This is a genomic window from Actinoplanes sp. NPDC024001 (assembly GCF_040638955.1).
Taxonomy (GTDB): Bacteria; Actinomycetota; Actinomycetes; order Mycobacteriales; family Micromonosporaceae; genus Actinoplanes.
In genome coordinates, this window is record NZ_JBEZZB010000006.1 from 55,830 (window position 1) to 77,789 (window position 21,960).

A 21,960-nucleotide genomic window follows, 5' to 3' on the forward strand; every position below is an offset into this window, starting at 1 on the left:
ACGAGGCAGGGCCGGCGTAAACCGCCGGTCCTGCCCGGTTTCTTCCGAAAACCTAGGTAAAGCTCACTTCTGGCACATAACTTACCGGTACACGATGTGGCGGCAACGGGATCGGGTGCCTGATAGTTATGCGGAGCTTCGCACGCCTCGGCGTGATCCTCATTCTGGCGACCTTCTGCCTGACGCTCCCCGAATCACTTCCCGGCACGAAACGCCCGGCCCGCGCTGCCCAGACCCTCTGCGGCGCCCCGGTGACGCTCGCCAACGGCGACTTCGAGGCCCCGGTCATCGCCGCCGCCTCCATGTCGCTGATCGACGAGGGCGTGATGCCCGGCTGGCTGACCACCGCCCAGGACAACGTCTTCGAACTGTGGCGCGAGGTCCGTCAGGGCTTCAACGCCGGCGCCGGCAGCCAGTTCGTCGAGCTGAACGCGAACTACGTCTCGCAGCTCTACCAGGACCTGCCCACCACGCCGAACACCACGTTGCGCTGGGAGCTCAAGCACCGCGGCCGGCTCGGCACCGACACCATGGCCGTCAAGATCGGCCCGCCGCCCGCGTCGGCCAACCTGCCGTTCGCCCCGAACTACAACTCCCTGGTCGTGGACGGCGCGGCGAGCTGGGGGAACTGGTCGGGCACCTACACGGTGCCGGCCGGGCAGACCACCACCCGGTTCGCCTTCGACTCGATCTCGACCGCGCAGGGCAAGCCGACCCACGGCAACTTTCTCGACGGCATCTCGTTCGGCACCGCCTCCTGCCTGGAGAGCACGACGACGGTGACCAGCGCGTCCGGCGGCGGCACGGCCAACGTCGGGGACGTGCTGACGTACACGGTCAACACTCGCAACAGGGGCGGCAACCCGGCGAAGAACGTCGTCCTGACCGATGATCTGCCGGCGAACGTGACGTTCGTGCCGGGCTCGATCCGGTCGATCAGCGGATCGAGCAGCACGGCCGTCTCCGACGGCGCGGACAGCGACACCGGCGAGTATGACGCGGCCACGCGCACGGTCCGGGTCCGGACCGGCACGGGCGCCGGCGCCGGCGCCGGCGCCGGCGGCACGGTCCCGGTGGGCGAGAGCCGGTCCTTCTCCTATCAGGTACGGGTGAGCCCGTCCGCCGCCACCACCACGATCACCAACGAGGCCGCGGTGACGTACCGCGACGACCTCAGCAACACCTCACCCACCTCGACGTCCAGCACCGCCACGACCGTCGTCGCCGCCGCCGCGAACCTGGCGATCTCCGCCGTGGTCGTCGCGCCGGGTGTGGTCGCCGGGCAGACCGCCACCACCGACATCACGGTCGTCAACAACGGGCCGAACACGGCGAACGCGGTGCAGGCCGGCGTGGTGGTCCCGCCCGGGATCCTCGGCATCGCGGCGAGCGCCTCGCAGGGCACCTGCGCGGTGAACGCCTCGGTCGTCAGCTGCGCCCTCGGGTCGCTGCCGCTCGGCGCCACCGCCACGGTGCGGGTCTCCGGTTCGGTGTTGCCGCAGGCCACCCCCGGCGCCCAGGCCACCCTGACGGCGTCGGCGTCGAGCAGCACGTTCGAGATCAGCCAGTCCGACAACGCCACCTCGGTGAGCGACACGGTGACCACCTCGGCCGACCTCGAGGTGGCGATGACCTATTCGCCGGCGCAGCCGGTCTCCGGCGACACGGTCACCTACCGGGCCACGGTCCGCAACAACGGCCCGTCCACCGCCCTGGGCGTCACCCTCACCGATCCGATCACCACCGGCTCCACGTTCCTCAGCGCCGCACCCGCGAACGGTGGCGCCTGCACCTACGCCGGGCTGCCCCTGCGGACCCTCACGTGCTCCTGGGCGAGCCTGAATCCCGGGGCGGACACGTCGGTGGACATCCTGGTGCAGCTCAACGACGACGAGAGCGAGTCGGTCCACAACGCCGTCTCGGTGAGCTCGTCCACCCCGGACCCGCAGGTCGCCGACAACAACGCCGCGGTGAAGGCGCCCAGCAGTCAGCAGGCCGACCTGCGGGTTCAGCTGACGCTCGGGCAGAGCACCGCGGAACCCGGCGACGAGGTGCCGTTCACCCTGGTCGTCCGCAACCAGGGCCCGTCCGCCGCGAAGAACGTCTCGTTCAACACCGTGGTCCCGCCCGGTTTCACGATCGTCCGGGAGCCGAGCCCGATCTGCACCCCGACCGCGTGCACGATCCAGGAGCTGCGCGCCGGGGCGGTCATCCCGATCACCGGCAAGGCGGTGGTCGGCCCGACCGCGGCGGCCGGCGTCCAGCAGGCCAGCACCACGATCATCTCGTCCACCAACGACCCACACCCGGGCCAGGAGACCTCGGTCGTCAGCTTCACCATCGAACTCTCCGCCGACCTGCGCGTCTCCCAGGTCCTGAGCAATGCCACCACCCCGGCGAATCCACTGGTCGCCGGCGAGGACGTACGCGGTGTGGTGACCGTGACCAACGACGGCCCGACGCGGGCCGAGGGTGTGGTCTTCCGGCAGGCCGTCCCGGCCGGCCGGCCGGTGCCGGTGGCCGGCCCGAGTGCCGGGACCTGCGACTTCCAGGGCGTTCGCGCCCTGGACGGTACGACCCCGGACGGCGGCACCTACGTCTGCAACCTGGCCACCCTGGCCGCGAACGCGGACTGGGAGATCGTCCTCGACGGGGTGCTGCTCTCCCCGGGCTACTCGAACACCGTGTACACCCGGACCGCGACGGTCTCGGCCTCATCACCGGACCCGGACGGCTCGAACAACACGACGGTCACCACCCGAACCGTGGAACGCCGCTCCGACCTGCGGGTGACCAAGTCGGTGGTGCCCGGCCCGCCGCTGGTGCAGAGCGGCGCCGTCCAGTTCGCGATCACCGTCCGCAACCTGGGGCCGTCCGACGCCACCGGGGTGATGCTGCGGGAGGAGCCGCAGACCGGCCTGCTCCTGGTCGCCGGCGCGACCGCCACCGGAACCTACGATCCCGCCGCGCTGACCTGGCGGATCCCGCAGCTGACGGTCGCCGGCAACGACCGGACCCTGACCATCGACGGGATCGCCCAGGACAGCGGCACGCTCGTCGACTGGACCCGGGTGATCGCCTCGGACAGCACCGACCCGAACCCGGGCAATGACGCCGCGTCCGTCTCGGTCACCGCGATGCCGGCCGCGCCCGGCGTGTCGGTCTCGGTGATCCCGGCGCTGAGCAGCGGTTCGCTCGTCGGCGCCGCGGCCGGCACCACGATCAGTTACGTCTACCGGGTGACCAACACCGGGAACCTGCCGTTGAGCCAGGTCAGCGCCACCGGTACGAGGGCCACCGCCGGCGCCTGCCCGAGCACCACCCTGGCGCCGAACGCGTCCACGGACTGTCCGGGCGGCAGCTACACCGTCGTGTCCGGCGACATCACCGCCGGCGCGCCGATCGGCAACACGGTCACGGTCAGCGCGATGAGCTCGATGAACAGCGGCCCCGTCGAGTACGCCCGGGTCACGTCGAGCGTGCCGGTGGTGGTGGCCGCCGCCTCGCTGGCCGCCGTGGTCACCCCGAGGGTCTCGCCGGCGAGCCACCGGTACGCCGCCGCCGTCTCCGACACGATCGAGTACGACTACCGCGTCACCAACAACGGCAACGTCGACATGGTGGACATCGCCCTGTCCGACACGCGGACCGGCCCGGTGAGCTGCCCGGCGCAGACGCTGGCGATCGGCGTCTCGATGACCTGCTCGACGCAGGGCGGCGCCGGCTACACGGTGACGCAGGGCGACCTGAACGCCGGCCTGCCGATCACCGACGCCGTCTCCATCACCGCCAAGCAGTCCGGTTCCCCGACCGCCCAGAGTTTCGGGCCGTTCCACACCAGCGTGACGGTCGCGCCGCCCGCACCGCAGCTGAGCGTCCTGCTGGATTCGCTGGTCAGCGGGCCGGTCGGGGTCGATCAGGCGATCACCTACCGGTACACGCTGACCAACACCGGCAACGTCACGATCGGGAACCTGGCGGTGGCCGACACGAAGCACACCGGCAACGACTGCCCGGCCAGCATCGCGGTCGGCGCCACGGTCACCTGCCAGTCCACGGTGGCCCAGGCGTACCGGGTCACGCAGACGGACGTCGACGGCGGCGACCCGCTGGAGAACCACGCCATCGTCACCGGGCAGGGCGTCGCCCCGGGCAGCGCGGTGGCGACCGCGGAGGGCGTGGCCTCGGTGGCGGTGGCGACCGCCCAGCCCGCCCTGAGCATCACCGCGACCTCGGCGGTCACGCCGCCGGAGCACTCGGCCGGCGTCGCGGTCGGCGACCGGATCGACACCGGGTACCGGATCCGCAACACCGGCAACGTGACCATGCGCGACATCAGCGTCGCGGACACACTGGCCGGCCCGGCCACCTGCCCGGGCACCGTGCTGGCGGTGAACGCCCAGATGATCTGCGACGCCACCACGTACACGGTGAAGCAGGACGACGTCGACCAGGGCGGGTCGATCGTCGCGGCGGCACGGGTACGCGGCCGCAGCCCGGCGCAGACGGCACCGGCCGAGTACGCGACCGCGGCGCTGAGCCTCCCGCTGATGCCCGGCATGCCGGACCTGACCCTCACCGCCACGGCCCGGGTCAGCCCGGCCGGCCACCGGACCGCCGTCGACGTGGGCGACCGGATCGACTACGACTACGTGGTGACCAACGCCGGCTCGGTCACGATGCGGCAGATCGAGGTGACCGACACCCGGTTCGGCCGGGCCGACTGCCCGGGCACTGTGCTCGCCCCCGGCGCCACCCACACCTGCCGCTCGGCCGGCACCCACACGGTGACCGCGGCGGACGTCGACGCCGGCGGGGAGATCGCCAACGAGGTGTCGATGAGCGCGCGCACGCCCGGCGGGCAGGACGTGACCTACACGCCGGTGGCCGCCGGGGTGAACGTGCTGGTCCGGGAACCGGCGCTGCGGGCACAGATCACGCCGGTGGTGACGCCCGCGGCGAACCAGAACGCCGCCGAGGCCGGAGACAGCGTCGGCTACCGGATCGAGGTGGCGAACGCCGGCAACCAGGCGATGGCCGGCATCGCGGTCACCGCGAGCCGGGCCGGCGCGGTCCGCTGCCCGGTCGCCGCCCTGGCCGTACGGGAGAGCATGACCTGCACCGGGGAGCCGTACACGGTGACCCAGGCCGACGTGGACGCCGGCCGCCCGATCACCGAGGAGGTCTCGCTCACCGGCACCCTTCCCGGCGCCGGTGGTCGGCAGACGTTCGGCCCGTTCTGGTCGGCGCTCGGCGTGGTGGCGGGTCGCCCGAGCCTGACCCTGACCATGTCGGCCGGTGTCTCGATCGCCGCCGAGCCGAGCGCGGTCCAGGCCGGTGGCGCCATCCGGTACCGCTACACGGTCACCAACACCGGCAACGTCACCGTCCGCGACGTCACCGTGGACGACCCGCGCGCCGGCTCGGTCACCTGCCTCGACACCCGGCTCGCGGTGGGCGCCCGGACGGACTGCACCGCTGACCGTCCGTACCGGGTCAGTCAGGCCGAGACGGACGCGGGCCGCGCGATCGTGGCCAGGGCGACCGCCCGCGGCGTCTGGTCCGGCGACAGCCGGGCCGTCTCGTCCACGCCGGCGCGGGCCTCCGTGCCGGTCGCCGTGCCCCGCCCGAAGCTGGCCGCCGCGCAGAAGGCGGCCTGGTCCGACACCGACGGCGACGGGAAGCTCAGCATCCGCGACGAGGTCGTCTCGACCGTGGTGGTCACCAACACCGGCAACGTCACGCTGGTGAACGTCAAGGTCGCCGGCCTGCCCGCCGCGGTCACCTGCCCGGCCACCGAACTGGCCCCGGGCAGGTCGATGACCTGCGTGTCCGGGAGCTATCACCTGAGCGCCGAGGACATCGCCCGGGGCCGGCACACCTATCAGGCGCGGGTGACGGGCGACCCGACGGCGTCCGGCCGGCCCGGTGCCGAGGCGAACGCGCCGTCGACCGTGGTGGTCCCGGCCGAACCGGAACCCGGACCGTCGGCGCCGGCCGCGGCCCCCGGGAAGGTCCCGGTCACCGGCGGTTCCTCGGTGGCGGTGCTGCTCGCCGGGTTCGCCCTGATCATCGGCGGGGTCGCGATGCTGCTGCTGACCCGGCACCTGCGCCACCGGTCCTAGCCGCGCAGCCCGGCCCGTTCCAGCCAGCGGACGAGCTGACGGTGCACCGCCTCCGCGCCGTAGAGCTCACCGTCGTCGAGCAGGTCGGCGTCGACCGGCCAGTCGTGCGGGTGCACCAGGATCGGCTGGTTCTGCCCGCCGCCCAGCCCGCCGTGGCAGCCGACGAGCTCCTCGAACGCGTGCACCTCGTCGGTGTTCGGGTCGAGCGTGGAGTGCACGTACAGGTCGGGGGTGTTCTCCATGCCCGCCACCCGCAGCAGATCGCCGGCCGCCCGCCGCCCGAAGGGCGCGAGCGGGTCCTCACCCTGCACCGTGCCCTCGGCCAGCAGATGGATGCCGCGCGGGCCGATCGCGAGCGGCCCGCGGGCGCTGCCGGCCACCAGGAAGGCGATGCCCGGCTCGCTGAGCAGGCCGGGAACCAGGCCGGGGAAGTGCTCCTGCAGGTCCTCCAGGGTGACCGGCTCGGGCAGCCGGGGGAACCAGATCAGGCCGAGGTTGCCGGAGCCGACCACCACGAGGTCCTTGCCGCTGCCGCTCTGCGCGGCGTCCGGCGGGCCGACCAGCATGCCGCCGCGCGGCCCGGTGGAGCGCCGCCGGGCCCAGCGCCCGACCGGGCCGCCGGTCCCCAGCAGGTCGGCGAGCAGGGCGTTCACCGGGCCCCAGCCCTCCACGTCGTCGGTCGCGGTGAGCGTCGCCGGCGCCGGCATTTTCAGATGAGCGCGTACGGCGTCCTCCAGCGTCCGCCCGGAGAGCTGCCGGAACGTCGGCCCCTGACTCTGCCCGTGGTCGGAGAGGACGACGAACCGGTACGCCCGGGGCGCCGCCGCCGCGAGCTGCTCGAGGGTGCCGAGCACCCGGTCGACGCCCGCGAGCGCGTCCATCGACTCGGGCCGCGCCACCCCGGCGTGGTGGGCGATCTCGTCGTAGTCCACGAAGTCCACGAAGATCACCGGCGCGCCGCGCATCATGTGCTCGGCGACCAGTGCCACGTTGAGGTCGCGCAGCAGCACGTTGGTCAGCCCGCGCAGCAGCGGATAGGAACCGTGCCGGTGGATCCGCGGCTCGATGCCGCGCATCCGCTGCTGCCGGCCCTGGTAGATCTCCTTCACGATCTCGCCGACGGTCAGCACCAGGGACCGCACCAGGATGAACGGCCGGGCGAAGAACCGCAGGTAGTCACCGCCCGGTCCGAGGCCGCCGCGCCGGCCGGCCCGGCTCATCACCATCAGCGCGGTGGCCGCGTCGCCGCTGAACATGTTGGAGATGCTGACCCCACCACCGGCGAGCAGGCCGTGCCCGTCGGAGGCCCGCTTCTCGATGAGCTCGGCGTCGGCGGGGCGGTTGGCGACCACGAGACGGCCGAGGGAGCGCTCGTACCAGCGGAACGCCGGGATGCCGTCGCTGGTGCCGTGCAGCAGCCCGGCCTGGCTGGCCGGGGTGGTCGACGGCACCCGCGCCCACCACGCGACGGCGTCGTGGCTGCCGGAGCGCACCCAGCGGGACAGCGTCGGCAGGATGCCGCTCGTGATGCCGTGCCGCAGCAGCGGATAGGGCAGCCCGTCGACCTGCACCACGACCAGCCCGGCCGGGGTGCCCGGCGCCGGCGCGGTGGCCTGCCGGCGGGCCCGGCGCAGCAGGTCGGCGACCAGGTAGGAACTGTCGTTGACGCCGAGCATCCAGGTCACCACGACCGAGACGACCCCGACCACGCCGAACGTGGCCAGCACGGTGGTCCACCCGTCGACCCGGACCTGCGGGGCGTGGGTCAGCGCGATGCCGACGATCAGGACCTGGGTGGCCACGCCGAGGATCATCGCGGCGACCGCGCCGCACCAGCGGGCCAGCAGCCGCAGCACCGGCCGGGTCAGCCCATCCGCCACCGCCACCACGACGGCGACCGCGAACCCCACCCACCACGGCCCCAGGTCCAGGCCGGCGAGCAGCCAGGACGCCACGGTCAGCGCGGCCGCCGTGGGAAGCAGGCCGAGCACCGCGTCGCGGGTGTCGCGGTGGGTCAGCACCGCCGCCCGTCCGATCACGTCCTGACGCTAGGCGGGTGCGCCCGGCTCTTGTGATCTTCTGTGGTTGACATCTAACATTTCAGTTGTGGAGAGCATTGGACGGCACCTGCTGCGCGACGCCGCCTACCAGCGGATCCGCGGCGCCATCGTCGACGGCACGCTCGCGCCCGGCGCCGCGCTGCGCCCCGACGAGCTGGCCGAGCGGCTCGGCCTCTCCCGGGCGCCGATCCGCGAGGCGATCGCCCGCCTGACCGGCGAGGGCCTGGTCGAGACCAAGCCGCAGAGCTACACCCGGGTCACCGAGGTCGTCGCCAAGGAGGTGGAGGACGCCGCCGCCGTCCTGGGCGCGATGCACGACCTGGCCGTGCGCCACGCGACCGGCAAGCTCACCGCCGCCCAGCTCGGCGCCATGCGCGAGGCCAACGCCCGGTTCGCCGCCGCTGTCGCCGCGGGCGACGTCGAGGCGGCTCTCGCCGCCGACGACGACGTGCACGCGATCCCCCTCGCGGCCTACGGCAATGCCGCGGCCGCCGGCACCGTCGAGAGATACACCCCTTTGGTGCGACGTGCCGAACGCCTCCTGTTCACCTCCCCGCAGGCGTCCCGCTCCGTGCGGCTGCACGACGACCTGATCGAAGCCCTGGCCGCCGACGACCCGGCGCGCGCCCTCGCGGTGAACGCGGAGATCTGGGGCCACCTGCACCACAGCGTCGACCTTTAGGAGCCCCGCATGCCTCTCGCTGACTTCCCCCGCCATCCGCTGCTGTTCGGCCCGTCCCCGGTGCACCGCCTCGACCGCCTCACCCGCCATCTGGGCGGCGCCGAGGTCTGGGCGAAACGGGAGGACTGCAACTCCGGCATCGCCTACGGCGGCAACAAGACCCGCAAGCTGGAATACCTGGTGGCCGACGCCCTCGCGCAGGGCGCCGACACCCTGGTCTCGATCGGCGGCGTGCAGTCCAACCACACCCGCCAGGTGGCCGCGGTCGCCGCCGCCACCGGCCTCAAGTGCGTGCTGGTGCAGGAGAGCTGGGTCGACTGGCCGGACAGCGTCTATGACAAGGTCGGCAACATCCTGATCAGCCGGCTCGCCGGCGCCGACGTGCGGCTGGTGAAAGCCGGTTTCGGCATCGGCTTCAAGGAGAGCTGGGAAGCCGCCCTCGCCGAGGTGACCGCCGGCGGGGGAGTGCCCTATGCGATTCCGGCCGGCGCCTCCGACCACCGCCTCGGCGGTCTCGGTTTTGCGAACTGGGCGTTCGAGGTGATCGAGCAGGAGCGGCAGCTCGGCGTCTTCTTCGACACCATCATCGTCTGCTCGGTGACCGGCAGCACCCAGGCCGGCATGATCGCCGGGTTCGCCGCCGCCGGGTCGCCGCGCCGGGTGATCGGCATCGACGGCTCGGCCAAGCCCGCCGAGACCCGCGACCAGGTGGCCCGGATCGCCCGCGCGACCGCCTCGCTGATCGGCCTGGAGCGCGACCTGACCGAGGACGAGATCATTCTCGACGACCGCTATCACGCCGGGATCTACGGCATCCCCGACGAGTCGACCCTGGAGGCGATGCGGCTGGCCGCCCGCACCGAGGGCATGGTCACCGACCCGGTCTACGAGGGCAAGTCGATGGCCGGCCTGATCGACCTGGTCGCCCGGGAGGAGATCCCGGGCGACTCCACGGTGCTTTACGCCCACCTCGGCGGGCAGCCGGCGCTCAACGCGTACTCCGCGCTTTTCTAGGGCTTGCGGCCCACCGCGCCGTAGATGGCGATCTGCGCCGGTGTCGGCCGCTGGGCGGCCGGCACCGGCGACATCCACTCGGCGACCGGCACGATGCCCGGCCCGACCGGCTCCAGGCCGGCGAAGAACTCGCCGAACTCCTCGCGGCTGCGCGGGAACGCGTCGGCCCGGCCCTTGGCGATCCAGTCGCGGGCGACGGCGGCCTGCTCCGGCGGGGTGAAGTCGAGGGTGAAGTGCGAGGCGGCGAGGCAACTGCCGGAGGGCAGCGCGTCGACGAGCCGGCTGACGATCGAGCGGGCCTGCTCGTGGTCGGGGATGAAGTGCAGCACCGCGACCAGGATCAGCGCCACCGGCCGGTCGAGGTCGAGGACCTCCTTGAGCTGCGGGTGCCCGAGGATCTCGGCCGGGTTGCGCAGGTCCTCCTCCAGGTAACAGGTGCGGCCCTCGGAAGTGCTGGTGAGCAGCGCCCGGGCGTGCACGCCGACCATCGGGTCGTTGTCCACGTAGACCACCCGGGAGCGCGGGTTGATGCGCTGCGCGACCTCGTGGGTGTTGTCGGCGGTGGGCAGCCCGGTGCCGATGTCCAGGAACTGGTCGATGCCGGCCTCGGCGGCCAGGTAGTGCACGGCCCGCTGCAGGAAGGCCCGATTCTCCCGGGCGGTGAGCCGCACCGTGGGGTGGGCCTGCTCCAGCATGTCGCCGGACTCGCGATCGGCGGCGAAGTGGTCCTTGCCGCCGAGCCAGTAGTTGTAGCGGCGGGCCGGATGCGCCTTCGAGGTGTCCAGCCCGGGGGGCGCCAGTTCGTCGCTCACAGCCCATCTCCCCGTATCGACGTCACGCGATGCGCCCGACCCTACCGGAGATCGATCGCCGTGGTGGGGATGCAAGTTACGGGCCGGCCGGCCGCCACCGGTGGTGGTGGCGCTGATCCCGGACGGTCACAGCTCAGCCATGGATTGCGGTGCTTGCATGGTCGGCAGGCAACCGGCACATCGGAGGAACCAGTGACCAGGCGGCAGGAACCGGCGTATCAGGGGCGGCGTCTGCCGGACCGCCGCCTGCCTGACTATCCCGGGACGGTGGACTCGCGGGGGATCAGCCGGCAGGGGAGCTGCTCGACGCCCGAGCCGAGCGCGCCGTCGAAGGCGGCGGCCAGGCGTTCGGCGGCGACCCGGCCGAGGTTCTCCAGGTTCATGTCGATGCTGGACAGCGGCGGCCGCGAGCTGGTCGTGAAGATCTCCCAGTTGTCGAAGCCGATCACCGCCACGTCGCGCGGCACCTCCAGCCCCGCACCGTGCAGGGCGTCGATCACCCCGCGGGCGATCTGGTCCGAGCCGGCGAAGACCGCGTCCACCGCGACGTGCTGGGCCAGCAGCATCCGGGTGGCGCTGCGCCCCCACGCCTCGGACCAGGCACCGAAGTAGACCCGGTCACCGGCCAGCGGCAGGCCGCGGTCGGCCAGTTCGGCGAGCGCGCCCTTCGCCCGGTCCTGCGCCGCCCCGTACGTCGGATCGCCGGTGATGTGCGCGATCGTGCGCCGCCCCAGCTCCGCCAGGTGCTCGATCGCCATCCGCCCGGCGCTCACGTTGTCGCTGACCAGTGAGAGGTCGCCGGGGTCCGCCGAGGGCGCGTACGCGTACACCACCGGCACCGGCAGGTCCCGCCCGATCGACGGCCGCGGGTCGGGCCGCGCCCCCACCACGATCAGCCCGTCGACCCGGCGGCTGAGCAGCGTGCGCAGGTGGTGGCCCTCGCGGATCGCGTCGCCGCGCGCGTCGCAGAGCAGCACGCTGGTCCGGTCGGCGCCGAACGCGTCCTCCGCCCCCATCAGGATCGGGATGGACAGGCGGCCCTCCAGGTCGGAGGTGAGCAGCCCGACCATGCCGGTGCGGCCGGCGACCAGGCCCCGGGCGAGCGTGTTCGGCGTGTACGCCAGCAGCCCGGCCGCCTGCAGCACCTCGGCCCGGGTCGCGGCCGAAACATGTTTTCGCCCGTTGAGCGCCTTGGACGCGGTGGCGATCGAGACGCCGGCCAGCCGGGCCACGTCGTGCAGGGTGGCGGGCCTGCCGGTCGCATGCGGCTCCGTCGAGGTCACCCGGGTTCCTCCCGTTCTCGCGTCGTCAGGGACACACCGTAACGCGCCGGCCACTCTTGACCGTCGATGTGACGCAGGTTACGTTCGGAAAGCGTTTTCGGGCTTCATCGACGCGCTCCGGTTGACGGGATCCAGAAAGGGGCGCCGCACGGATCAGGAGAAGAGTCCATGATCGGAAAACGACGCGTGATAGCCGCCGCCCTGGCCGTCGTCCTCACGGCCGGCCTGGCCGCCTGTGGCGGGAGCTCCGAGGAGAACAGCGGTTCCGTCGACACCGGCGGCGCCGAGGGCGCCGACGACGGCGCCAAGCTGACCCTGTGGACCCGCGCCCCGCTGGAGGCGCAGGCCAAGCTGCTCGTCGACGCGTACAACAAGTCGCACAAGAACCAGGTCGCCCTGACCATCGTGCCGAACGACGACTACGTGGCGAAGGTCGGCGCCGCGGCGGGCAGCGGCGACCTGCCCGACCTGTTCGCCGCGGACATCGTCTACGTGCCGAACTGGACCGACGCCGGCCTGTTCGCCGACCTCACCCAGCAGATCAGCGAGCTGCCCTACGTCGACAAGATCAACAAAGGTCACCTGGACGCCGGGACGCTGGACGGCAAGCGCTACGTCCTGCCGTTCGTGCTCGACCTGTCGGTGATGTTCTGGAACAAGGACCTCTACCGCGAGGCCGGCCTCGACCCGGAGAAGGGCCCGGCGAGCCTGGCCGAGTTCAAGGAGCACGCCCTCGCCGTCCAGAAGCTCAACAGGAAGGGCGTCTACGGCAGCTCCTTCGGCGGCAACTGCGGTGGCTGCGGGGTCTTCACCTGGTTCCCGATGATCTGGGCCTCCGGCGAGGAGGTGATGAACCCGGAGGGCACCGAGGCGCTGCTGGCCGGACCGGCGGCGAAGGAGGTCTACTCGACCTGGCGGGAGCTGTGGAGCGCCGGGGCGGTCGACCCGTCCAGCCGGGACGAGACCGGCGCGACCTGGGTGGCCGGCTTCCAGCAGGGCAAGATCGGCGTGATGCCGTACCCGGCGACCCTGCTGCAGACCGCCGACAAGACGGTCAAGGTCGGCGTCACCCCGCTCTCCGGCGTCAGCGGTGGCGCGTCCACCTTCGTCGGCGGCGACGGCATCGGCATCTCCAAGGACTCCGGCAAGGCCGCCCAGGCGTGGAACTTCCTCTCCTGGATGATGTCCGAACAGGCCCAGGTCAACGTGCTGGCGGCGAACAACACCGTGGTGTCGCGCTCCGACCTCGCCGACAACGAGCACTCGCGCAAGGACCCCCGGGTGCTGGCGATCAACGAGGTGGCCGCCGCGCCGGCCAGCAAGACGCCGGTGGCGAAGAACTTCCAGCAGGCCTACAACGCGGCCGGCAGCCCGTGGGTCGCCCTCTTCCGCGATCAGATCTTCAGCGGAGGCACCGACCCGGCGGCCGGAAACACCGCGATCACCGAGGTCCTCGGCCAGTGACCGCGACACTGCAACAGTCGCCCCCGGCAGCGCCGGGGGCGACCCGCATGCCACGCCGGCGCCGGCACCAGGCACTCACCGGTTGGGCGTACGCGACGCCGACCGCCCTGTTCGTGCTGGTGTTCTTCGCCGTACCGGTGCTGCTGGTCGCCCAGATGTCGGTCTCCGACTGGGGCCTGTTCGCCGGCAACCGCGGCCTGAACGCGCCGGAGAACTTCGTCGACGCCCTCGACCAGCGGCTGTTCTGGCCGGCGGTCTGGTTCACCGTGAAGTACACGGTGATCACCACGCTGCTGCTGATCGGGCTGGCCCTCGGGCTGGCCCTGCTCGTGCAGGAGGCGACCCGGTGGACCGCCTTCCTGCGGACCGCGATCCTGGTGCCCAGCGCGCTCGGCCTGGCCTCGGCGTCGCTGCTGTTCTACGCGCTCTACTCGCCGCAGAGCAGCCCGCTCGGCTTCCTCGGCATCGACTCGTTCCTGGGCACCCCGGACCGGGCGCTCTGGTCCACGGTCGCCCTGATCGTCTGGCGCTTCGCCGGCTTCTACATGCTCCTGCTGCTGGTCGCGCTGCAGGGCATCTCCGCCGACGTCTACGAGGCGGCCGAGATGGACGGCGCCGGCCGCTGGCGCACCTTCCGCTCGGTCACGCTGCCGCTGCTGCGCTCCTCGCTCGCGCTCTGCACGATCCTCTGTGTCACCGGGTCGCTGCTCGCCTTCGACCAGTTCTTCATCCTCACCAAGGGCGGCCCGGACAACAGCACGGTGACGATCGTCCAGCTCATCTACAACGCCGCGTTCGCCGGCGGCAACGACCTCGGCCTCGCCGCGGCTCTGTCGATCATGGTGCTCGGCGCGCTGCTGCTGCTCAACGCCGGCCAGTTCCGCTGGCTGCGCGGGAAGGAGAGCTGATGCGGCGGATGCCCTACTACGTGTTCACCGGCGCGCTGGCGCTGCTCTTCCTGTTCCCCCTGCTCTGGGCCGGGTTCGCCTCGGTCTCCCCGCAGGGCGGCACCGCGCAGACCGACGGCTGGGGCTTCGCCAACTACGGCACCCTCGCCGGCTATCAGGCCGGCATCTGGCAGTACCTGCTCAACAGCGTCATCGTCTCCGGGCTGACCGTGCTGTTCACGCTCACCGTCTCGCTGCTCGGCGGTTACGCCTTCGCCCGCTTCCGGTTCCCCGGCAAGAACGCGCTGTTCCTGCTCACCCTCGCCATCCTGATGGTTCCGTACGCGACCCTGCTGATCCCGCTCTACGTGCTGCTCAACCGGATCGGGCTGCAGAACTCGCTGCTCGGGCTGGCCCTGGTGCTCACCATGTTCCAGCTGCCGTTCGCCACCTTCATGATGCGGATCTCGTTCGAGGCGGTGCCGGCCGAACTGGAGGAGGCCGCGCTGGTCGACGGCTGCGGCTCGGTCCGGGCGCTGCTGAACGTGATGCTCCCGGCGGTCCGGCCCGGCCTGGTCACGGTCGGCCTGTTCGCCTTCCTCGCGGCGTGGAACGACTTCATCACCCCGCTCGTGCTGATCAGCGACGCGGACAAGGCGCCCCTGCCGCTCGCCGTCGCCAACCTGCGCCAGCAGGTCATGGGAATCATCGACTACGGCGCCACCGAGGCCGGCGTGGTCGTCCTGGCGCTTCCGTGCGTCCTGCTCTTCCTGGCCCTCCAGCGGCAGTACATCCGCGGTTTCATGTCCGGCGCGCTCAAGGGGTGACCAATGACGATCGAGACGACACAGACCGGCGGACCGGTGGCGCCCCACCGGTCCCGCCTGCGGCCGCTCAGCCCGGCCCAGGTGAGCATCACCGGCGGCTTCTGGGCCGAGCTCCAGGACCGCAACCGGCGGGCGATCATCCCGCACATCGACCACTGGCTGGAGCGGGCCGGCTGGCTGGGCAATTTCTCCGCCGCACCGCAGGACCGCCGCGGCCGGGAGTTCTCGGACAGCGAGATCTACAAGTTCCTCGAGGCGATGGCCTGGGAGCTGGGCCGCGCCCCGGACCGCGCGCTGGCCGAGCGGTACGACGCGATCGTGGCCCGGGTCGCCGCGGCCCAGGCGCCGGACGGCTACCTGAACACCCGGTTCGGCCGGCCCGGGCAGCCGCCCCGCTGGTCCGACCTGGCGATGGGCCACGAGCTGTACTGCCTGGGCCACCTGATCCAGGCCGCGGTGGCGCGTGCCCGGACCGGGCATCCGGACGACCTGCTGGTCCGGGTCGCCTGCCGGGCCGCCGACCTGGTGTGCGCGACCTTCGGCGACGACGGCATCGCGTCGGTGGACGGGCATCCGGTGATCGAACCGGCGCTGGTCGAGCTCTACCGGGTCACCGGCGAGCAGCGCTACCTGGAGCAGGCCCGCCTCTTCGTGGAGCGGCGCGGCCGGCCCGTGCTGCCGGACGACGAGTGGGGCCGCGAGTACTACCTGGACGACGTGCCGGTCCGGGAGGCGACGGTGTTCCGCGGGCACGCGGTGCGGGCCGTCTACCTGGCGGCCGGTGCGCTCGACCTCGCCGACGAGACCGGCGACGGCGAGCTGCTCGACGCGGTGACCGGCCAGTGGCGGCGGACCGTGGCCCGGCGGGTCTACCTGACCGGCGGCATCGGCTCACGGCACCTGGACGAGGCGTTCGGCGAGGACTTCATGCTGCCGCCGGACCGGGCGTACTCGGAGACCTGCGCGGCGGTCGGCTCGGTGATGGTGGCCTGGCGGCTGCTGCTCGCCCACGGCGACCCGGCCGCCGCCGATCTGATCGAGCGGACGCTCTACAACGTCATCGCCACGTCCCCGCGGGCCGACGGGCGGGCGTTCTTCTACTCCAACACCCTGCACCGGCGGGTGCCCGGCCCGGTGCCCGACCCGGACCGGCCGCATCCGCGCCCGATCGCGGCGGTGCGCGCGCCGTGGTTCGACGTCTCCTGCTGCCCGACCAACGTGTCGCGCACCGTGGCCGGCCTGGCCGGTTACGTCGCGACCTCCGACGACGACGGCATCCAGTTGCACCAGTACGTGCCGGGCACGGTCGCCGGCCGGCTGACGGTCACCACGCGCTACCCGGCCGAGGGCGAGATCCGGGTGCGGATCGACACCGACGCCGACGAGGAGTGGACGCTGTCGCTGCGGGTCCCGGCCTGGGCCGGGACCGGGGCGACCCTCACGGTCGGCGGGCACACCTGGGAGGTCGAGCCGGGGTACGTGACCGAGCGCCGCCGCTGGCGCCGGGGGGACGAGCTGCTGCTCTGCCTGCCGATGGAGCCCCGCTTCACCTATCCGGACCCGCGGATCGACGCGGTGCGCGGGTGCGTCGCGGTGGAGCGCGGCCCGCTGGTGTACGCCCTCGAGTCGGTGGACCTGCCCGACGGGGTGGGTGTCGACGAGGTGCGGATCAGCTCGGCGACACCGCCACGGGTGGTGGGCGGCCGTGTTGTCGTACGCGGTCGGCGGATCGTGGCAGCGGAGGGTGAGCTGCCCTATGCGGCCGGGCCACCGCGGGTGGCCGGCAGTGATCTGGGAGAGATTCCGCTGGTCACCTACCATTCCTGGGCCAACCGTGGCCCGGCCGGCATGCGCGTCTGGCTGCCCGCCGACTGACCTCACACCCCCTCCGGTTGACTCGCGCCGCTCCACTAGTCTAATTTTCGACTAGTTGATGATCGGGTTTAGTCGGAGGCTGAGCATGCCGCAGGACGCCGAGTCCGGCTGGGTCCGGGCCGCGCTGGAGCTGGCCGTGCTGGCCGCCCTCACCGAGGGTGACCAGCACGGCTATGCGATCGGCCAGCGCCTCGCCGAGCAGGGGTTCGGGGCGATCCGCGGCGGCGTGCTCTATCCCGTGCTCAACCGCATGGAGGCCGACGCGGTGGTCGCGTCGAGCTGGCAGGCGGGCCAGGGTGGCCCCGGTCGCAAGGTCTATGTGATCACCCAGGCCGGCCGGGAGCGGCTGGCCGAGCAGCGCGAGTCCTGGGGCCGCTTCGCGGACACCATGAGCCGCTTCCTTGAGCAGACGACGGAGGCATGATGTCCGCGATTGATGATCTTTACGGCTCTTTCGACCACTGGGAGGGCAAGGCCCGGTGGGCGCTGGCGGAGCGCGGGATCGGTTACCACCGGGCGACGCCGTTCATCGAGGAGGCCCGCGGGCACCACGCCGCGGCCGGTGGGGACGCGCGGGAGGTGCTGGGCGCGCCCGAGCAGTTCGCGGCCGACGTGGCCGCCGCCAACCCGGAGCTGCTGGCCGGGCGGGACGCCGAGGGTAAGACCCCCTACGACCACCTGACCGACGGGCTTTTCGTGGTCGCGACCTTCGGTGTCCTGATCGCGCTGCTGGGCGCCTGGGCGAACCGTGGTCTGACCATGCCGCTCGTCCTCAACGTGGTGGTCGGCGCCGTGGTGCTCGTCCTGGCCTTCCTCGCCGTCATCAGCGCTCCGGGAGCGCTGCGGGCCGCCGGCCATCCGCGCCTGGCGCCGTGGGCCTTCGCCGTCGCCGGCGTGCTGGGCGCCGCCGGCTTCGCGGCCCTCGTCCTGCTGCCGGAGACCCGGATCGGCAGCCTTCCGGTGCTGCTTCTCGGCGGCGTCTCGCTGTTCGCCTGCTGGCGGCTGACCCAGCCGGACGGCAAGCCGGTGACCGATTCCGCCCCGGCGGCGCCCGGTCCGGCGGAGACCGATCCGAGTGACTCGCACGCCTGGTTCGTCCGGTTGCACGCCGTGCTGGTGGGGCGTTTCGACGTGCCGTCCGAGCGCGCGGCCGAGCTGGTGGCCGAGACCCGGGCGCACGTCACCGAGGCCGGTGTCCGCCCGTCCGAGGAGTTCCCCTCCATCGACGCGTACGCTCGCGAGCTCGCCGCGGGCGAGCCGGTCCGGAAGGGCCCGTGGTGGCGCAGCCGGACCGCCGCCCGGATCGGCACCGTGGTCCTGTTCGGCTGGTGGCTCTACCTGCTGGTCGAGGCCGTCGTCGAACGGAACTGGTGGCTCATCGTCTTCGGGCTGCTCGCGGCGCCGCTGGCCGTCACCATCGTCCGGCGGCAGTTCCGGGCCTAGAGCACCTTGGTGCCGTACATCTCGCCGAGCGGGTCGGCGATCAGCTCGATGCGGGCGCCGTCCGGGTCCTGGAAGTAGACCGACACCCCGCTGTGCACGGTGTGCTCGACACCGGCCTCGGCCAGGCGCGCGACGATCTCGTCCCAGCGTTCCGGCTCCATCGAGATGGCCATGTGGTGCAGCCCGCCGAGCACCTCGGCGTAGGGCCCCAGGTCGAGGCCGGGCAGGTCGAAGAAGGCGAGCAGGTTGCCGTTGCCGATGTCGAAGAAGAAGTGCGAGGAGCCGGGGTAGTCGCGGTTCTCGATCAGCTCGGTGAGCGGGAAACCGAGCAGGCCCTGATAGAAGCGGACGGTCCGCTCGACGTCGCTGCTGATCAGGGCGGTGTGGTGCAGCCCGCGGGCGGTCGACGCCGGCCGGTCCTCGACCGGGCGCAGGTGGGTGTCGCGAATGCGGTGGCGGGCGGCTTCCAGGGCGGCGAGGTCGGTGCTCATTGTGCAGAGCATGCACCACGTCGGCGCGCTCGGCACGGCGTTGCGCACGCAGCGGCAAAACCGCCCGGTTCCGGGAATCGTGAACTGTATTGACAGATGGCGATGGCCGATGGGTGAATGTGTTCGACCCTGAGCGATGCCGTTTGGCTTTGCTGGTTTCGGGAGGAGTTCGATGCGCCACCTCATCGCCCGTGCCCTCGCCGCTCTCACCCTGGCCGCCGCCGGCGTGGTCGCCACCGCCGCGCCCGCCTCCGCCGTAGTCCCCAAGACCCCGCCGCTGTCCACGCCCTGGACCAGCCAGGTCAACACCGCGAACCCGCTCCCGGAATACCCGCGGCCGCAGATGACCCGGCCGGACTGGCAGTCGCTGAACGGCGAATGGCAGTTCCTCAACCCGGCGACCGACAGCGCCGGCAACGTCAACCGCAACGCCGCCCCGCCGCTCGGGCAGACACTGCCGGAGCGGATCAACGTTCCGTACCCGGTGGAGTCCGCGCTCTCCGGAATCATGCGCAACGACAACCGCGACCTGATGTTCTACCGGCGGACCTTCACCGTCCCGGCCGGCTGGACCGGCCGCCGGGTGCAACTGCACTTCGGCGCGGTCGACTACGAGGCCACCGTCTGGATCAACGGCACCCAGGTGACCACCCACCGGGGCGGTTACGACCGCTTCGAGGTGGACATCACGCCGCAGCTCAACGGCGGCACCAACGAGATCGTGGTCCGGGTCTACGACCCCACCAACGGCCGCGGCGAGGAACAGCCGGCCGGCAAGCAGGTGAACAACCCGGGCGGCATCTTCTACACCCCGTCCAGCGGCATCTGGCAGACCGTCTGGCTGGAGCCGACCCCGGTCTCCTCGATCTACTCGGTCGACATCTACCCGAACATCACGGCGAACACGGTGCGGGTGCGGGTCTTCACTCGCGGCAACGTGAGCGGCCACAGCGTCTTCGCCGAGGCCCTGAACGGCAGCACCGTGGTCGGATCCGCCACCGGTGGCTTCACCGACTTCACCGTTCCGGTGCCCAACGCGCGCCGCTGGTCACCCGACGACCCGTTCCTCTACAACCTGCGGGTCAGCCTGCGCAACGGCGCCGGCACCGTCGATCAGGTGACCAGTTACTTCGGCATGCGCGAGGTGGGCAAGAAGCTGGTCAACGGCGTCATGCGGCCCACCCTCAACGGCGAGTTCGTCTTCCACGCCGGCACCCTGGACCAGGGCTACTGGCCCGACGGGGTCTACACCGCGCCCACCGACGCGGCCCTCGCCTTCGACCTCCAGAAGCACAAAGACCTGGGCTTCAACATGGTCCGCAAACACATCAAGGTGGAACCGGCCCGCTGGTACTACCACGCCGACCGGCTCGGCCTGCTGGTCTGGCAGGACATCCCGTCCGGCGGCGACGACACCAAGACGGCCGCGCAGATCGCCCAGTTCGAGACCGAGGCCCGGGAGATCGTCGACGAGCACCGGGCGTTCCCGTCGGTGGTCACCTACGTGCCGTTCAACGAGGGCTGGGGGGAGTGGAGCCTGGCCGAGACCCAGCGGGTCACCACGATGCTCGAGAACTACGACCCGACCCGGCTGATGAACCCGCACAGCGGCTTCAACTGCTGCGCCTCGAAGGGTGACCCGGGAACCGGTGACATGATCGATTGGCACATGTACACCGGGCCGGACGCGCCTTCACCCTCGTCGACCCGGGCGTCGATCCTCGGTGAGTTCGGTGGCCTGGGGCTGCGCACCCCCGGGCACGAGTACAGCCCCAACGGGCAGTTCTTCGCCTACGAGCAGATGTCGAGCAACGCGCAGCTCAACGACCGGTTCACCGGGATGATCCGGGACTCGGAGCGGCTGCTCACCAGCAAGGGGCTGTCCGGCTTCGTCTACACCGAGATCACCGATGTGGAGGGCGAGTACAACGGGCTCTACACGTACGACCGGCGGATCCAGAAGGTCGACACCAACCAGGTGCGCACCGCGCTGACCAACCTGATCCGGGCGTCCCGCAACCAGAACGCGGCAGCGCCGCTCACCCTCGGGCACGTGCGGTCGTTCCAGGTGACCACACCCGGGTACACCGACCGGCACCTGCGGCACGCGAGCTCGCTGGCCCGTACCGATGTGATCAGTGGAGACGCGGCGCGGCAGGACGCCTCGTTCCGCACCGTCGCGGGTCTTTCCGACCCGCGCTGTTACTCCTTCGAGTCGGTGAACCTGCCGGGCCGCTACCTGCGGCACGCGAACAGCGTGGTGCGGATCGACGCCGACACCGGCGGCTCGTTCGCCGCCGACGCGACCTGGTGCGCGCGGCCCGGTCTGGCCGCCGGTGGTGTCTCCTTCGAGGCTGCCAACCAGCCGGGTCAGTATCTGCGGCACGCCAACGAGCAGGTACGCATCGACGCGAACACCGGTGGGTCCTTCGCCGCGGACGCCACCTGGAACGTCGCGAACCCGGCGCTGTGGCGCAGCTCGGTGATCCTGCCGTTCGACGTCCGGCGCTCGCTGCAGGTCACCACCTGGGGCTACACCGACCGCTACCTGCGGCACGCCGACAGTCTCGGCTGGACCGAGGTGGTGAACGCCGGCTCGGCGGCCCTGCTGAAGGCCGACGCGACGTTCACGCTGCGGCGCGGGCTGGCCGACTCGTCCTGCTACTCCTTCGAGTCGGTCAACGTCCCCGGCCAGTATCTGCGGCACGCGGGCAGCCGGATCCGGCTTGCGGCCAATGACGGCTCGGCGCTCTTCGCCGGCGACGCCACCTTCTGTACGCGTCCCGGCCTGGGCGGCACCGGCGTGACCTTCGAGTCGGTCAACTTCCCGGGCCGCTACCTGCGGCATTTCGACTCGCAGGCCTACATCGCCGCGGGCAACGGCACCGGGTACGAACGTCCGCAGACCCTCTCCGCCGACAGCAGCTGGAACGTCGTCAGCCCCTGGACCCCGTGACGACCCGCTGACCAGCCTGGGCGCCAGCCGCGTTGGCCGGC

General features: G+C 71.8%; 14 protein-coding genes. 10 read left to right on the forward strand and 4 right to left on the reverse strand.

Going from position 1 to position 21,960, the window contains the following annotated elements; genetic code table 11:
- Positions 1-128 precede the first annotated feature (128 nt).
- Positions 129-6,125: a hypothetical protein gene (locus AB0F81_RS04435; protein WP_360190790.1), complete on the forward strand. Its 5,997-nt coding sequence runs from the start codon at positions 129-131 to the stop codon at positions 6,123-6,125.
- On the opposite strand, the gene AB0F81_RS04440 is transcribed toward AB0F81_RS04435, so the two are convergent.
- A complete protein-coding gene (locus tag AB0F81_RS04440; RefSeq protein ID WP_360190792.1) occupies positions 6,122-8,164 on the reverse strand; it encodes an alkaline phosphatase family protein in 2,043 nt (680 codons plus the stop codon). The genes AB0F81_RS04435 and AB0F81_RS04440 overlap by 4 nt on opposite strands.
- 67 nt (positions 8,165-8,231) lie before the next feature.
- On the opposite strand from AB0F81_RS04440, the gene AB0F81_RS04445 reads away from it, so the two are divergent.
- Together AB0F81_RS04445 and AB0F81_RS04450 are read left to right on the forward strand one after the other, a co-directional pair.
- A complete protein-coding gene (locus AB0F81_RS04445) occupies positions 8,232-8,867 on the forward strand; it encodes a GntR family transcriptional regulator (RefSeq protein WP_360190795.1) in 636 nt (211 codons plus the stop codon).
- Positions 8,868-8,876: 9 nt separating this feature from the next.
- Positions 8,877-9,881, forward strand: coding sequence for a 1-aminocyclopropane-1-carboxylate deaminase (locus AB0F81_RS04450; RefSeq protein WP_360190798.1), 1,005 nt, complete (start codon positions 8,877-8,879; stop codon positions 9,879-9,881).
- Here AB0F81_RS04450 and AB0F81_RS04455 read toward each other — a convergent pair.
- Positions 9,878-10,693 carry an SAM-dependent methyltransferase gene (locus AB0F81_RS04455; protein ID WP_360190801.1) on the reverse strand — a complete coding sequence of 272 codons (816 nt, stop codon included), beginning with the start codon at positions 10,691-10,693 and terminating at the stop codon, positions 9,878-9,880. The genes AB0F81_RS04450 and AB0F81_RS04455 overlap by 4 nt on opposite strands.
- A gap of 254 nt (positions 10,694-10,947) precedes the next feature.
- Positions 10,948-11,976, reverse strand: coding sequence for a LacI family DNA-binding transcriptional regulator (locus AB0F81_RS04460; protein WP_360190804.1), 1,029 nt, complete (start codon positions 11,974-11,976; stop codon positions 10,948-10,950).
- A 168-nt stretch (positions 11,977-12,144) separates the two neighbouring features.
- Between AB0F81_RS04460 and AB0F81_RS04465 the strand changes: the two genes are divergently transcribed.
- The 6 genes from AB0F81_RS04465 to AB0F81_RS04490 all read left to right on the forward strand — a co-directional run bounded on the left by AB0F81_RS04465 (position 12,145) and on the right by AB0F81_RS04490 (position 18,472).
- The gene (locus AB0F81_RS04465) at positions 12,145-13,440 is read left to right on the forward strand and encodes a sugar ABC transporter substrate-binding protein (RefSeq protein ID WP_360190807.1); all 1,296 of its coding nucleotides are present in this window, start codon (positions 12,145-12,147) and stop codon (positions 13,438-13,440) included.
- Between the two features lie 47 nt (positions 13,441-13,487).
- Positions 13,488-14,348 (forward strand): sugar ABC transporter permease, encoded by an 861-nt coding sequence (locus AB0F81_RS04470; protein ID WP_360190810.1) that lies wholly within the window; start codon positions 13,488-13,490, stop codon positions 14,346-14,348.
- A complete protein-coding gene (locus tag AB0F81_RS04475; protein ID WP_360190813.1) occupies positions 14,348-15,154 on the forward strand; it encodes a carbohydrate ABC transporter permease in 807 nt (268 codons plus the stop codon). The genes AB0F81_RS04470 and AB0F81_RS04475 overlap by 1 nt, the downstream gene beginning before the upstream one ends.
- 3 nt (positions 15,155-15,157) lie before the next feature.
- Complete coding sequence (locus AB0F81_RS04480) at positions 15,158-17,029, forward strand: beta-L-arabinofuranosidase domain-containing protein (protein WP_360190816.1); 1,872 nt, start codon at positions 15,158-15,160, stop codon at positions 17,027-17,029.
- 85 nt (positions 17,030-17,114) lie between these two features.
- Positions 17,115-17,453, forward strand: a complete 339-nt coding sequence (locus tag AB0F81_RS04485; RefSeq protein ID WP_360190819.1) for a PadR family transcriptional regulator — start codon at positions 17,115-17,117, stop codon at positions 17,451-17,453.
- The gene (locus AB0F81_RS04490; RefSeq protein WP_360190821.1) at positions 17,453-18,472 is read left to right on the forward strand and encodes a hypothetical protein; all 1,020 of its coding nucleotides are present in this window, start codon (positions 17,453-17,455) and stop codon (positions 18,470-18,472) included. Before AB0F81_RS04485 ends, AB0F81_RS04490 begins: the two co-directional genes overlap by 1 nt.
- Here AB0F81_RS04490 and AB0F81_RS04495 read toward each other — a convergent pair.
- A complete protein-coding gene (locus AB0F81_RS04495; protein ID WP_360190824.1) occupies positions 18,469-18,963 on the reverse strand; it encodes a VOC family protein in 495 nt (164 codons plus the stop codon). The two genes, AB0F81_RS04490 and AB0F81_RS04495, sit on opposite strands and share 4 nt — an antisense overlap.
- A gap of 172 nt (positions 18,964-19,135) precedes the next feature.
- On the opposite strand from AB0F81_RS04495, the gene AB0F81_RS04500 reads away from it, so the two are divergent.
- Complete coding sequence (locus AB0F81_RS04500; RefSeq protein ID WP_360190826.1) at positions 19,136-21,919, forward strand: AbfB domain-containing protein; 2,784 nt, start codon at positions 19,136-19,138, stop codon at positions 21,917-21,919.
- Positions 21,920-21,960: the final 41 nt, after the last annotated feature.